14 protein-coding genes are annotated in these 14,073 nt (G+C 56.7%); 8 read left to right on the top strand and 6 right to left on the bottom strand.

The genetic code is table 11. From position 1 onward, the window contains the following. The first annotated feature begins 161 nt into the window (after window positions 1-161). From NSQ80_RS02325 to NSQ80_RS02315, 3 genes are all read left to right on the top strand, one after another. Window positions 162-1,088 (top strand): GNAT family N-acetyltransferase, encoded by a 927-nt coding sequence (locus NSQ80_RS02325; RefSeq protein ID WP_260070524.1) that lies wholly within the window; start codon window positions 162-164, stop codon window positions 1,086-1,088. Window positions 1,089-1,270: 182 nt separating this feature from the next. Then, entirely contained in the window at window positions 1,271-2,137 is an 867-nt protein-coding gene (locus NSQ80_RS02320; protein WP_339301193.1) for a hypothetical protein, read from the top strand. A 3-nt stretch (window positions 2,138-2,140) separates the two neighbouring features. Next, window positions 2,141-2,818 (top strand): sortase, encoded by a 678-nt coding sequence (locus NSQ80_RS02315; protein ID WP_009223917.1) that lies wholly within the window; start codon window positions 2,141-2,143, stop codon window positions 2,816-2,818. Between the two features lie 31 nt (window positions 2,819-2,849). On the opposite strand, the gene NSQ80_RS02310 is transcribed toward NSQ80_RS02315, so the two are convergent. From NSQ80_RS02310 to NSQ80_RS02300, 3 genes are all read right to left on the bottom strand, one after another. Beyond that, the gene (locus NSQ80_RS02310) at window positions 2,850-3,932 is read right to left on the bottom strand and encodes a DUF58 domain-containing protein (RefSeq protein ID WP_009223916.1); all 1,083 of its coding nucleotides are present in this window, start codon (window positions 3,930-3,932) and stop codon (window positions 2,850-2,852) included. Window positions 3,933-3,935: 3 nt separating this feature from the next. Then, window positions 3,936-4,913: an AAA family ATPase gene (locus NSQ80_RS02305; protein WP_323078800.1), complete on the bottom strand. Its 978-nt coding sequence runs from the start codon at window positions 4,911-4,913 to the stop codon at window positions 3,936-3,938. Window positions 4,914-4,990: 77 nt separating this feature from the next. Then, window positions 4,991-5,329: a thioredoxin family protein gene (locus NSQ80_RS02300; RefSeq protein WP_311202263.1), complete on the bottom strand. Its 339-nt coding sequence runs from the start codon at window positions 5,327-5,329 to the stop codon at window positions 4,991-4,993. 186 nt (window positions 5,330-5,515) lie between these two features. Here NSQ80_RS02300 and NSQ80_RS02295 point away from each other — a divergent pair, with 186 nt between their 5' ends. Continuing rightward, entirely contained in the window at window positions 5,516-6,478 is a 963-nt protein-coding gene (locus NSQ80_RS02295) for a YafY family protein (protein ID WP_009223913.1), read from the top strand. A gap of 17 nt (window positions 6,479-6,495) precedes the next feature. On the opposite strand, the gene nfsA is transcribed toward NSQ80_RS02295, so the two are convergent. After that, window positions 6,496-7,236, bottom strand: coding sequence for an oxygen-insensitive NADPH nitroreductase (nfsA, locus tag NSQ80_RS02290; protein ID WP_339301189.1), 741 nt, complete (start codon window positions 7,234-7,236; stop codon window positions 6,496-6,498). Window positions 7,237-7,396: 160 nt separating this feature from the next. On the opposite strand from nfsA, the gene NSQ80_RS02285 reads away from it, so the two are divergent. Further along, on the top strand, window positions 7,397-7,744 hold the full coding sequence (locus tag NSQ80_RS02285; protein ID WP_311202264.1) for a winged helix-turn-helix transcriptional regulator: 348 nt from the start codon (window positions 7,397-7,399) through the stop codon (window positions 7,742-7,744). Between the two features lie 53 nt (window positions 7,745-7,797). Here the strand turns inward: NSQ80_RS02285 and NSQ80_RS02280 are convergent, their stop codons facing one another. Both NSQ80_RS02280 and NSQ80_RS02275 read right to left on the bottom strand, forming a co-directional pair. Next, on the bottom strand, window positions 7,798-9,723 hold the full coding sequence (locus tag NSQ80_RS02280) for a beta-N-acetylhexosaminidase (protein WP_339301187.1): 1,926 nt from the start codon (window positions 9,721-9,723) through the stop codon (window positions 7,798-7,800). A 44-nt stretch (window positions 9,724-9,767) separates the two neighbouring features. Continuing rightward, a complete protein-coding gene (locus NSQ80_RS02275; protein ID WP_009223909.1) occupies window positions 9,768-10,628 on the bottom strand; it encodes an AraC family transcriptional regulator in 861 nt (286 codons plus the stop codon). A gap of 142 nt (window positions 10,629-10,770) precedes the next feature. Here NSQ80_RS02275 and NSQ80_RS02270 point away from each other — a divergent pair, with 142 nt between their 5' ends. The 3 genes from NSQ80_RS02270 to NSQ80_RS02260 all read left to right on the top strand — a co-directional run bounded on the left by NSQ80_RS02270 (window position 10,771) and on the right by NSQ80_RS02260 (window position 13,858). After that, the gene (locus tag NSQ80_RS02270; protein WP_339302152.1) at window positions 10,771-11,829 is read left to right on the top strand and encodes a Gfo/Idh/MocA family oxidoreductase; all 1,059 of its coding nucleotides are present in this window, start codon (window positions 10,771-10,773) and stop codon (window positions 11,827-11,829) included. Window positions 11,830-11,859: 30 nt separating this feature from the next. Beyond that, window positions 11,860-12,738 carry a sugar phosphate isomerase/epimerase gene (locus tag NSQ80_RS02265; RefSeq protein ID WP_339301184.1) on the top strand — a complete coding sequence of 293 codons (879 nt, stop codon included), beginning with the start codon at window positions 11,860-11,862 and terminating at the stop codon, window positions 12,736-12,738. Window positions 12,739-13,000: 262 nt separating this feature from the next. Further along, a complete protein-coding gene (locus tag NSQ80_RS02260; RefSeq protein WP_009223906.1) occupies window positions 13,001-13,858 on the top strand; it encodes a sugar phosphate isomerase/epimerase in 858 nt (285 codons plus the stop codon). Window positions 13,859-14,073 lie beyond the last annotated feature (215 nt).

Below are 14,073 nucleotides of genomic sequence, written 5' to 3'. Positions count from 1 at the left end.
TCCTTTGAGTTGGTTGATATATATAATGCCAAGTCTTTATGGAGGGAGCGGCAGTTGCCTTGATCTGCGCTGCGCGCCTTTTTCACATATTCTCATGGACGAGATCATAGGTTGGCAGTAAGGCATGGTCTGCCTTTAATAATGAAACCAGAGGTAATCGTATGGATGATCGTAATGAAGTGGAAAAATGGGCGGAATTTCACACGCGAAAATGGGGCTGCCGCGCACACCTGGCCCGTTGGGAAGCTCCTAATTCGCCAGCGCGGGGGGAGGGATTGTTATTTTTCAACCGGAGAGGCCACTTGTATTTACCGCCCTTGAATCCTTACCACCCCTTCGTCTTTCACCCGACGCCGACAGATAAGCCGTATAAGCTGACCCGGCAATGGCACGAGGTGGCCAAAGCGATGATTCCGGATTTGCGGAAGGTCCAGCGCAGCGCAAGCTTCGTCTTTCCACCTGGTATTGCCGATATTCGTCCGTTTGTATGGAGCGGTTTTATCGCCGAGGTGAAATATACATACATCGTGGAGCTCCCCTACGAGATAGACCAGGCCAGCACGGAAATCCGGGCAAAAATCAAAAAAGCGACCGCCGCCGGCTACTGGACGGCGCTGACGCAGGACATGGCCGAGGTATATCAGTGCTTGCAGGGCACGGAAACGCGGCAGGGCTTCAGCCACCATCTCACGCAGCAGGATCTTGAGCTGGCCCAAAGTCTGCTCGGGGATCAAGCCTTCCGCGCCTATGTCTGTTATGCGCCGAATGGAGAGCCGGTCAGCACCAGTGTAGTTGTATCGTTGGATGGCCGCCGTGCCTTCGGCTGGATCGCAGCCAGCAAAACGGAACATCTGAACCTCGGCGTGGTTCAGCAGTCGCAAAGCTTCGCCCTTCAGGATTTATCTGACCTGGGCTTCGCCGAATTTGATTTCGCTGGGGCCAATCTCCCGACGGTCGCCTATTCCAAAACCAATTGGGGAGGCCGGGTCACCCCGTACTACCTTATACGGTCGCCGGGATTAAAGGAGATTTTCCGGGCGGGACGCGACTGGATGCGGTTTGTACGCAGATCCCGACAGCCCCTGTAGGTGAGATGAATCGAGCAGCCTGATTTCCCCCTTCCCATTTATGGAAAATGAGATATAATAAGCATAAGTATTAGTTCGTTATAACGAACATTTCAACGAATAGCGATAGCTCTCGGCACGAATTGAACGCCTCCCTCAGTCTGAGAGGGCTACATCGCAAGGAAGGGAAAGGATGGGGACGATTGAAAAGGGTGAGGTATCGGAGCTTCCGCAAATACGCCGCGGCCATTTACGCTGCGTCCATCCTCGTCGGGGTGGTATGGCATGCAGGACAGGCCAGCGCCGCAGATACCTTGAAGCTGCGGATCGGAACGGAGCTCAGCAGCGAGCTGCCGATGACCAATTTAAAGCCCGGAGACCGGGTTGAACGGACGTTTACGGTCGCGAATGACGGCAGCATCGCTTTTGATTACAAGGTGCGGACGCGTTTTGTCTCGGGGGACACCGAGTTCTTCGATGTCCTTCAGCTGACGGTAAAGGACGGGGACACCGTGATTTATGACGGCGCGCTGCATCTGCAGCAACAAGAAATCGCGTTAGGACGGCTTGCAGCCGATGGAGAGAACGAGCTGGATTTAAGCGTGAAATTCCCGGAAGAGGCCGGCAACGAATATCAAGGCAAAGCAGCAACGATCGCGTTCGCCTTCTCCGCCTATGCCGAGGAGCCTTCCAACGGCGGGGGCGGCGGTTCCAATCCGCCGGGCGAGGGGCCGAATCAGCCCAATGATCCAACGCCGGGGAATAACGGCAATCCTCCAAGCAACCCTGGAACGAATCCGGGCCAACCCACCGAGGAGCCTTCGGTCGAGGAGCCTGATCCTTCCACGCCGGAGCAACCGGAAAATCCCGCTCTGCCGCAGCCTCAGCCACAGCCGGAGGAGTCACCTCAACCGCAGTCGTCCGATCCAGGGCCAGGACCAGGCGATGGCGGGTCAGGCATGATCGAGGAGCTGCCGCAAACGGCGAATCCGTGGTATAACCTGATTCTGATCAGCTTGTTTGCTACGGTCGGCACCGGCATGTTCCTCCGCAAGTCAAGACGGGAGTAACCGATGCGACGCAAACGTTCATTATTACGAATGTCCGCATGGCTGGTATTTTCCTGCTCCTTGGTTGTATTGGCGTACTCCATCTATCAGGTGATCCAGGCCCCGCTGGAAGCGCAGCAAGCCTTGCGGCAATGGGATGAACTGCAGCGGGAAACGGACAGCGAACGCGCGGTGCGGTCAGCGGACGAAAACCCGCTGTCCCCGGCCTTGGCCAGCAAGCTCCAGCAGACCGGCGGCGACGGAAAGGCCGCCGCGCCTGCGCGGATCGCCGAGGATGGCGAGCTTCTCGGCAAGATCGCCTTTCCTTCTCTCGATCAGCGCTATGCGATCCTGGAGGGAACGGGGAACGGCCCCCTCAAACTGGGGGTCGGGCATGTAACCGGCACCCCGCTCCCAGGAGAAGACGGCAACAGCGTCCTCGCCGGCCATCGGGATACCGTCTTCCGCAACATCGGCAAGCTGAAGGCAGGGGATCGGATCGAGGTAGAGACCGCCGCCGGTAACTTTATCTATGAAGTGACGGGCCGGAGAATCGTCGACGAGGACGATGCCAATGCGGTGCAAGCCTCCACCGAACCGCTGCTGACGTTGATTACCTGCTACCCGTTTACCTACGTCGGGCCAGCCCCGGAACGATTGCTGCTGACGGCAAAATTAATAGAAGAAGCGCCGGATTCCTGACCGGCGCTTCTTCTATTAGGTCTGGCGGCTCTTACACCACCGCTGGGATGTCCATCCACTCCACGCCGTTGCCGTTTTGCCGCAGCAGTTCGGCGGTTTCCACCAGCTTCTCGCCCCGGTGGCAGGAGATGATCAGATAGTCGGTATCGGTCGTCCCCGCCTCCAGCTCGATTTCCAGCAGTCGGATCATCGAGACGGTTTTGTCCAGCACCATCCGGGCCAGCGTCTCAAGCAGCAAGGTGAACTGGTCGGCGGAGGCATACGGTGCGATCCGGATCGGCTCCCTTGGCCCGTCCGCCAGGCACGCATTGCAGGCGAAGCCCGCCGCCAGGCCGCTGCGGAGCGCATGCTCGGCCACGGTCGCTGCGTAACGGATCCCCAGCTCGATGCGCTCCGGTTCGATGACCGTCTTCCACATCGAATCGCTGGTCTCCAGGTTCAGGCAAATCATCATCCGATGGTCGGCCGTGTAATCGCGTTGATGCACCTGCAGCTCGCCGGTGCGGGCCGTCGCCTTCCAGTTGATGCTGCTAAGCGGGTCGCCGGCCCGGTACTCGCGGGTGCCCGCTGTCAGGAACGGATCCTCCACGATCCAACGCCGGACGGGCAGCTCCCCCAGCCAGCTGTGATTAGGCAACGGCAGCTCCTGCAGCTCCAGAATTCGCGGGTACACCAGCAGTTCGAGGTCCAGCGGGAACCGCTTGACCTCGGCGTTCATCCCAAACGGATCGCCCGTCGTCATCGTGGCCGATTCCAGCCGATACCATCCCCGGCGCGAGCAGATTACTTGGTGGCTCCGGGTGATTTGCCGGTACGGCCGCAGGTGGAATAAGCTGCTGTGGTTCTGATAGATCTCGCCGGCATGGATATTCAAGTTGCTCTGCCGCCCAAACGTCAGGCCGGCAGCGATGCTGGATTCGAGCCGAAGCCACGGCAACGGCAGCAGCTTGGCGTTCGCGATCACCTCGACCATTTCGACGGTATCCCCTTCAAACACCGCCCGTTCCGTAAAATAACGCCGATAACGGATCCCCTTCAACGCTCGCCAGCGATAAACAAGCGCCAACGACACGATGATTCCTACGGCGCTGATAAGGAGCCATGGCAGCAGCATCGGTCAGTCCCCCTGCTTGCCCTGTGCCGCCAGCACCGTTTCAGCCGGGACCTCCACCTGCTCCAGCGCCTGACGCACCACCTCGGCACCGGGATTGTCCGCACCGCGCAAGCTGTGGCGCAGGATCAGTCGATGCGCCAGCACCGGCACGGCCACCGCCTTGATGTCGTCCGGCGTCACGTAATCTCGGCCTCGAACCAATGCAAAGCCTTGCGAGGCGCGCAGCAGGCTCATGCTCGCCCGCGGGCTCGCGCCCAGCTTGACCTCCGGATGCTTGCGGGTTGCCTCGGTGATCGCCACGATATAAGCGAGCAGGTCCTCCGCCGCGCGGACGGACTGCGCGAACCGCTGCGCTTCCGCCACTTCCGCAGCCGAGGCGGCCGGAAGGAGCTCCGCCAGCGGCTGGTGCTCCTTGAAGCGCCGAAGGATGGACACGCCCTCGTCGGATGTCGGATATCCCATGGCAATCCGCATCAGGAAGCGGTCCAATTGGGCTTCCGGCAGCGGGAACGTTCCCTGCTGATCGACCGGGTTCTGCGTAGCCATGACGAAAAACGGCGCCGCCAGCTCATGCGTCACTCCGTCGATCGTCACCTGCCGTTCCTCCATGCACTCCAGCAAGCTGGACTGCGTCCGCGGCGTCGCCCGGTTAATTTCGTCCGCCAGCAGCACATGAGTGAACACCGGCCCGGAACGGAACTCGAAATCGCCGGTCTTCTGATTATAGAAATTTATGCCGCTCAAATCGGATGGCAGCAGGTCCGGTGTAAATTGGATGCGCTTAAACTCGCCGCCAAGCGATTTCGCCAGCGCTTTAGCCAGCAGCGTTTTTCCGGTCCCCGGCACATCCTCCAGCAGCACATGCCCGTTCCCGAGCAACGCGGCGAGCAACAAATCCACCACGTTCTCCTTCCCAACCACCACCTCGCCGATATTGCGGCGAATCCGCCCGATAATCTCTACCGCTTCCCGCAGTTCCATAGGAAAAACCACCTTCATCGCAAAATTAGTCGTGCGTTGTTACCGCTTTCCAAATGCTATAACCCAAAGCAAAGCCCTTATACCCGCAGCCACTCGCTTAAATCCACCACCGAACGCATGGCGTATTCCTGCCGGACCGGCACACCGTCTTCGAGCACGATCAGACAAGGGACGCTGGCGATCCGCCACAGTTCCCGCAGGATCGGGGTATAGTTGATGTTCAGCTTGGACACCGGAATGCAGGGGCCGGACGCCAGGACGATCTCCAGCATTTTTTCCGCCAGTTGGCAGGTCCCGCAAAGAGCCGTAACGAAAAATAAAGCCTCCCTGCCGGCTTCCTTCCCCTTCTGCGCTGTCTCCCTTCTCTTCTCCGCTTGCATCAGCCATTCCTGCTCAGTGATTTCGCGTAAGCTCACGGGTCCCCATCTCCTGTCTCTTTGTCTCTGTATCCCTTTAACGCAACTCTTACCTCTTATCATAGCATAGGAAAACGCACACATTGGTGCAGGGTGAAGTCCGTTCACTGGACTTTGTACTCCGTGTAGCTCATAATAGTGACAACTATTGTCGTAATTAAAAAACAAGAATGGAGCATCAACCTCATGTCCAAATCGAAACGGCTCATGGAGCTGATGATGACTGTAAACCGTAAACGTAGGTTCACCGTCAAGGAACTGGCCCAAGAATTCGGCGTCTCCTCCCGCACGATCCTTCGGGACCTGCAGGAGCTTAGCGAGCTTGGCGTGCCCCTGTATTCCGAGGTTGGGCCGCATGGCGGGTACCAGGTGCTAAACGAGCGGGTCCTGCCGCCGATCGCGTTTACCGAAGAGGAGGCGGTGTCGATCTTCTTCGCCAGCCACGCGCTGCGCCACTACAAATTTCTTCCGTTTGAAACGGAAGCTTCTTCGGCGCTTGGCAAGTTCTATCACTATATGTCCAGCGACGTTCGGGACCGCATCGACCAGATGAAAAACCGGGTCGACTTCGTGACCCCAACGCGGCAATCGGCTTTTCCGTATTTAGGCTTGCTGCTGGAAGGAGCTATACAGCAGCAAGTCCTTCGCATCAACTACGAATCGCGCCGCAGCGTCTCTACCTGCCGCCAGATCCAGCCGGTCGGCATTTTTGCCAGCGGCGGCTTATGGTATTGCCCGGCCTACTGCTTTGAGCGCCGCGATTTCCGCTTGTTCCGCTGCGACCGTATCACCTCGGCTGAGGCGGCCGTGGGTCCCGACGCACCAGAACCGCTCGACCTGCGCGATGTCCATCTCGGCAACTGGGAAGAGCACCTCGGCCGCAAGCCGGCTCTGCTGGACTGCCTGGTCGAGCTCACCCCGCTGGGCGTCGAGGCCTGCGAAGGCCAGCTCGTCCGCCGACGCCTGAAGCTGCACGTCCGTGAGGACGGCTCCGGCCGGCTGGAAGGATCGTTCCCGATCAGCGAGCTGTCCTACCTCGCGACGTTCTTTATTGGCCTCGGTCAGGAGGCCACCGTCCTTGAACCGCCGGAGCTGGTGGATTCGATCAAGCGAACGCTAAGCGAACTGCTGGATAAGTATCGCTCATAAGTAGAAAATCTCGACCGTTATTTTTTCGCAAATCCTTGCTTGTTCAAATAGTCCATCATTTGAGAGAGCGTACTTCTCTGGAGATGTTCTTGGATATGGTCACTCCATCCTTTGACTTTTTTCTCGGTGAAGGGAGGCGTAACCGGACGGTTCTCATAATACTTCAACATGGCTTCATCATAGACGGCTAATTTCTCTCGATCCAGTGGTTGATACTCATTTTCTAGCAAGACCATGGATTGAGGCAGCCGCGGCTTCATCCCAGGTTTCTCTCCTGCCGGGGTACCCAAGCATAACCCCACCAAAGGGATCACATACTTCGGTAATTGCAACTGGTCAGATAATTCGTCGATATTCGCTCGGACCCCCCCGATAAATACACCGCCAAGTCCCATGGATTCGGCTGCGGTTAAAGCATTTTGTGCCATCAGACCAGCGTCGAACGTACCGACCAACAGAAAATCAATATATTCAATATCCACCTCTGGGGCAATTTGATGATTCCGGTTGAAATCTGCACAGAAAATCCAAAACTCTGCGGCTTCTTCAATATAGTGTTGATTCATGCTGAGTTGCATCACTTTTTTTCGCAGATCCTGATCGGTGATTCGAATAATCGAAACGGTTTGAAGAAGACTGGAAGATGAAGTTTGACTGGCTGCTTTAAAGATGGCTTCCAGCTGTTCTTCGGTTATAGGTGTATTGGTAAAAGATCGCACAGATGCATGATTCTGAAGCAATGAAATGGTTTCATTCATGTAATCCATCTCCACATGTATTTGATACAATAAACTAAACATTGGCCAATGTTGTTCTGTCCCAGGACATTGACATTATCATAAAATGTTTCGCTACATCCGCAAAGAGGGCAATAAAAATGCACATAGTACAACTTTTTGTACCTTTAGGGGGAATACAATGAGGGTCTGCAGTGAAGGATTTGATGAAGCGTTTATCGATGAAAACAGGGATATGTACGCGATATCCTTTACCCAATATATACTTTCCGGACGTTGGAAACACTTTATTTTATGGTATCTAAGAGAAGGACCTCGTCGCTATTCGGATATCAAAAAATATCTTGGCGGTTTATCGCAAAGCTCTCTCACCAAGCAGCTTCGAGAGTTGGAGCAAGATGGAGTCATTCAACGTGAAGTTTATCCGGAAGTCCCTCCACGGGTAGAGTACTCGCTTACAGACAGGGGAAAAAAATTACTGCCGATCCTCGAGAAGATGGAAGCCTTCGGAAGAGAATACGGCGGCTAAAAACAAACCCGATCACAGATAAGAATCACTTAGCTACGATCGGGTTTTGTGTTTTACATCGACAGCGAACCCGCCGTCGCAATCTGATGGTACAATCCGTTCACATCCAGCGTGCCAAACACGTTGTTCTGATTGAACACCAACCGCTCCGCCTCCAGCTCCTCCAGCTGCGGCACCCGGCCGTTCACGTAGTCCAGCAGACGATCGCGAGCCGATGCCGCGCGGGCCAGTACACCGCCGTAGCGGATATCGAGCACTTCCCAGCCAAACGGCTTGTACGTTCCAAGCCACAGCTCCCGGTGCGCCACGCGCAGCTCCTCGACCCGACGGCTCAGCTCCGGCAGCGTCTCGTCAGCGATCCGCCGCAGCCCGTCCCGGTCCCCGGCGTCGTAAAGGCGCTTGATCGTCACGCCCAGCGTCGATTTTACGGACAGCGCGGCGGCAAGCTTTTCATAGAAGGCAAACATCGCGGTAAACGGTTCCGTCCATCCGCTTCCCTCTCCTGCAAGGTAACCCCGCCATTTCTCAGCAAGGCCGGCATAATAGTCCGGCAGCGTCCCTTCCATGCCTTCCACATGCTTGTCGAACAAGCCGATCAGCGGATCTTGCCAAAGCAGGAATTTCGACGGATTCGCGCCGTAATAGTTCCCCTCGTAGACCTCCGGCACTTCGTCCATCCCCTTCAACGCTTCGAGCGGTCCAAACAAATCAAGCCCCGTGCAGGCGGCCAGCCGCTTCTGCAGATGCTCGTCCGTCACCTCGCCGTCATGGTACCCGTATTCGGCAAACAGCTGCAGCCCCGGCAAAATTACGAAATGATTCGCCTCGTTCCCGTTGTCGCCCCACGCGGTCGCAAACACCTCGCGCAGGCCGCTCCGTTTGGCTGCCCGCAGCGCGGGGTGCATGGACGACCACGTTTTGCCGTGGTTCGGGGCCATCAGGTTCCACATATGGATGCCTCCCGCAAAAATCGGCTCCGACCCAAGCAGCCGGTGCTTATCAAACACCTCTTTGTACGCGTTCTCGTCCGTCCCCCAGTAGTTCCAGTAAACGAACCGGAGGCCTTTCGGGATTTTGGCCATATTTTCCTCAGAAAAATCCGCCTCCATGTTATACAACCCGCCCTGCACGTCGTTCGACAGCAGGTTGAAATACATGTCGCTCCAGATCATCGGCTCCAGCCCCAGCTTCCCGGTGATCTCCATCACCCGCCCGACATGCTCGTTCATGACCTCGAATCGGTCGCGGAAGCCGTTGTCCCGCAAATACCGGCCAAGTCCCACCTGAAACGCTTCGTCCATGCCGATATGGATCCGCTTTGACCGGAACGGCGCCGATGCCGCCCGAATCGCCTGCTCCAGGAATTCGTACGTTGCCGGCGCACCCGGCAGCACGATGTCCGGATGGTCGCGCAGCGGCTCCGCATACTGCCATTTCAGCGCATGAAATAAATGCCCCAGCGTCTGAATGCACGGGATCATCTCGATGCCAAACAACGCCGCGTAATCGTCGCATTCCCGCAATTCCTCCGCAGTGTACCGTCCCCGCATATACCCGAAGTAAGGAAGTTCCGGCACTTCGTACGTGTCCTCGGTGTACATCATCAGCCCGTTCAGTCCCATGACCGCCATATAGCGCAGCATCTGCTTGATCGCATCCACCCGCATCACCGCATTGCGCGACGCGTCCAGCATCGCCCCGTTGTAATCGAAGCTCGGCCGCTCAGTTAGATCAAACGACTCTTTCGTCTTGGCATGCTCCACAAACAACCCCAACGCGCGGAAAAAATGAATCTTCTCCACATATTCAATCCGACCTTTCCCGCCGCTCAGCGAGACCCGCAACTGTCCTGCATCTGGAGACAAGCGCACAACTTCCACCGGTAATCCCGAAGGGTCCATTTGGAATCCGAGCTGGGCCTCCAATTCTTTTACGCCATGAACTAATCCCTCGTCCCATCCTTGAAAAAAAAGCTTCATCCCGTGAACCTCCTCATATAGTGTAAACCCCTGCGCCCAGAGACTCACTGTCCGCCTTCGCGACGATAACTCCGCGGCGAACATCCGGTAATTCGCTTGAACACGCGCGAAAAATAAAACGTATCCTGATACCCCAGCGATTCGCCGATTTCCTTGACGCTTTTCTCCGTGTTCATCAGGACGTTCTTGGCCTCGGCCACCTTCAGTCGGTGAATGAATTCATTCAGCGGATAACCCGAATATTCGTGCACGATCCGCCGCAACGTCGACATCGAAATATGATGCCGCGCCGCCAGCTCCTCCGGCGTTGGACCGGCATACAGCGAAGCGGCAATGTCCTCGATGACCTTCATCACGAACCGACCCCGGTTTCCGGCTTCCGCCTGATCCGCCTGCGACACCAGCTCGTACAGGAACGACTCCAGCATTAGAGAAGCTCGGTCGAGATTGCTCGGCACACCGCTGTCGATCAACATGAACATGAGCTCCATCCGGTTAATGAGGGAGTCGTCGATCGTTGCTTTTTTGACCTGGTCGGGGTGTTGCAGCCAGCTGCCAAGCCATTCCTCCACCCTTGAGCCTTCCACCGTGAAATAATACTCGTCCCAATGCCCTTCCGCGTGTGGACCATACTGAAACGTTTCGTCCGGATACAGGCAAAACCAGGATCCTGCCGTAACCTCCTGCCTTTCCGCGTTGCCGGCCTGGTAATACCCGCTCCCGCCCGTGATCACCACAAACGCCCAATACCGAAACTTTGCGTCTGCACGCTGCATCGTGCGCCCGGGCAGATGACCGGCGTTAACGACGGATAACGATTGGATTTTGCGCCGGCTCGCATCCACCGCGGGATTAAACAAACGAATCGGCTCAGGACTGATCATATAATCCAGATATTTTGTCATCCTGAACATTCTCCCTTTTAAATCGCTGTGCTAAATTAGGGGTGCCTAAACATAGATTTGAATAAATAAAACATATCCTAGCGAATGAATGCTCTCATTGTAGCAAACTCGCGCGGAGAACGAAAGGGTGCACCTGCGAAAAATGAGCCAACTGAACATCGGCCTGGTCGGCACAGGTTCCATTTCCGAGTCCCATCTGCAAGCCTACCGTGCCAACCCGCGGGCCAAGCTGCTCGCAATCTGTGACGTGAACGAGGAACGGGCTCGGAGCATGGCAAGCAAGTACGACATCCCGCACGTTTACACGGATTACCGCGATATGTTCGCCAATCCGGAAGTCCAGGCAGTCAGCATCTGCACTTGGAACAACACCCACGCCCCGATTAGCATCGCCGCCTTGGAGGCCGGCAAGCAGGTGCTCTGCGAGAAGCCGCTCTGCATCACTGTGGACGAGGCCCTGCAAGTACAACAAGCCGTGGAGCGGACCGGTAACCTGCTGCAGGTCGGATATGTAAGGCGTCATGCCTCCAACATCGCGGTGCTGAAGAAATTTATCGATGCCGGAGACCTCGGCGAGATTTATTACGCCAAAGCAAGCCTCCTGCGTCGGCTCGGCAATCCCGGCGGCTGGTTCGCCGACAAGTCGCGCTCCGGCGGCGGCCCGCTGATCGACATCGGCGTGCACGCGATCGATCTGTGCTGGTACCTGATGGGCCGGCCCAAGGTCAAATCGGTGAGCGGCAACACCTATGCGAAACTGGGGAATCGTTCGAACATCGAGAACTACTCTTTTTACCAAGCTGCGGACTATGAAGCCTCCCTCAACACGGTTGAGGATATGGCCAATGCGTTAATTCGCTTCGAGAACGGCGCGTCGCTCATCGTGGACGTCAGCTTCTCCTTGCATGCCAAGCAAAATTCAGCGCTGATCAACATCTATGGCGACAAGGGCGGCGCCGAAATTGAACCGACGTTGTCGATGGTGACCGAGCGCCACAACACGATCGTGAATATCGAACCGCAGATCACTGCGCCAGGCTTTGACTTTAGCGGAGCCTTCCAGAATGAAATCAACCACTTTGTAGCCAGCTGCCTAGATGGTGTCCCGCCGATCAGCCCAGTGGAGGACGGCGTGGAGATGATCAAAATCCTGAACGCGATATACGATTCGGCCGCCGAAGGCCGTGAAATTCATTTTTAATCTTATGAAGCCCAAGGAGGCGTGAGCACGATGAAGCTAAATAACAAAATTGGCATTATCGTTGACAGCTTTGGCGTAGGCGTGAAGGAAGGCTTAAAGAAAGCGAAAGAAGCCGGAGCCGACGGCGTACAGATTTATGCCGTTTCCGGCGAGATGGATCCGGAGGTTCTAACTGGGCCAAAGCGCAAAGAACTGCGCGATTACATCAACAGCCTGGGGCTTGAAATCTCCGCCTTATGCGGCGACCTCGCCGGCCATGGATTTCAGGATGCCGCCGCCAACCCAGCCAAAATCGAAAAGTCCAAGCGAATTCTCGATCTGGCGGTTGAGCTGGGCACCAACGTGGTGACCACGCATATCGGCATCGTGCCGGAGGACACCAACAGCCCAATTTACGCGGCGATGCAGCAGGCTTGTGAGGAGCTGGGCGTGTATGCGAAGAGCCTGAACGCTTATTTTGCCATCGAGACCGGACCTGAACCAGCTGCCCATCTAAAAAGCTTCCTGGACACCCTCAGCACCAACGGTGTCTCCGTCAACTTCGACCCGGCCAACATGGTGATGGTCACGGGAGATGACCCGGTTCAAGGCGTCAAAACGCTGCGGGAATACATCGTCCATACGCACGTCAAGGACGGCGTCCGCCATCGCCCGGTGGATCCGCGGGACGTGTACGGCTTCCTCGGCTACGATGCCATGAGCCACGAAAAAATCGCCGATATGGCCGCCTCCGGTGCAGGCTTCGAGGAAGTACCGCTGGGCAAGGGCAGCGTCGACTTCCCGGCGTATTTCGCCGCCCTGCAAGAAATCGGCTACACCGGTTACCTGACGATCGAACGCGAAGTCGGCGGCAACCCGGAGGAGGATATCCGTCAGGCGGTGAAGTTTATTCAGTCGTTCCGGGGATAAGTTGGTTGCCGCAACATAGAGAGCAGCCGGTCTCACCGCTGTACGCAACGGACCCTAATGACCTTATTGGCCACTTTCCTGGCAATTCCCCGCTGTAACGGACTCCAGCGACCTTATTAGGCCCAGCGTTAGGCGATTTGATCGGATTTAGCCAAAATAAGGTCTCCTCAGTCCGTTAAATAAATTCATCGCCCCAAAACGGGCAAATAACGCTTCTGGAGTCCGTTAGCTTGGAACTATCACTAAAGGAGATGGACCTTTCATGAAACTGGGAGTCAGTTCATACAGCCTCTATCAAGCGATGCAGGCCGGATCGATGACGCTGCTGGAGGTCATCGATTGGGTCGCCGACATCGGCGGCGAGCATATCGAAATCGTGCCGCTGGGGTTTAACTTCAACGACGATCCGGGTCTCATCGAGCGGATCCGCGAGCGCGCGGTACAGGCCGGCATCGTCGTGTCCAACTATGCGATCGGCGCCAACTTCATCGTCGACTCGGAAGAGGCTTATGCGGCAGAGATCGCCCGCGTCAAACGCGAGGTCGACCATGCCCATGCGCTTGGCGTCAAGCTGATGCGGCATGACGTCGCCTCCCGGCAGGACACCTCGATTATCCGGTTCCAGGAGGACCTGCCGCGGATCGCGAACGCCTGCCGGGAAATCGCCGATTACGCCGCGCAGTACGGCATCACAACCAGCCTGGAAAACCATGGCTACTACGTGCAGGCCACTGACCGGGTGCAAGCGGTGATCCATGCCGTCGACCGGCCAAACTACAAGACGACGCTTGACGTCGGCAACTTCGTTTGCGTTGATGAGAACCCCGTCGTCGCCGTGAAAAAGAACATCGGCTACGCCTCAATGGTCCACGTCAAGGACTTCTACATCCGGCCCGAAAACCGCGACCCCGGCGCCGGCTGGTTCCGCAGCTCGGGCGGCCAGTACCTGCGCGGCGCCATCGCCGGCCAGGGCGATCTCGACCTGTGGGAGATCCTGCGCATCGTGAAGGCTTCCGGCTACGACGGCTACCTCTCCATTGAATACGAAGGCATGGAGGACTGCCGCCAAGGCACCCGCATCGCCTTCGACAACGTCCGGCGCATCTGGGACGAGGTATAGGCTCAACTCGAACTCCCCGGACACATCGCTCGATTTCGTATACAGTGTTGTGTCAGTAAGGTGAGGTATACTTTGGTATGCCTCATTTTTTATTAGTTTGTTTATGCTGGAGGGTGTAGCCCCTTGCTGTCCGGGAGCTTTTGCATGATTATCCCATTGAATCAGGTGACCACCTAGAGATCAACCATGGCCACTTCTAGCTCACCTTCTCTTGC

Source organism: Paenibacillus sp. FSL K6-2441 (genome assembly GCF_037964765.1).
GTDB classification, from domain to species: domain Bacteria; phylum Bacillota; class Bacilli; order Paenibacillales; family Paenibacillaceae; genus Fontibacillus; species Fontibacillus phoenicis.
This window is presented reverse-complemented; position numbering and strand designations above follow the sequence as displayed.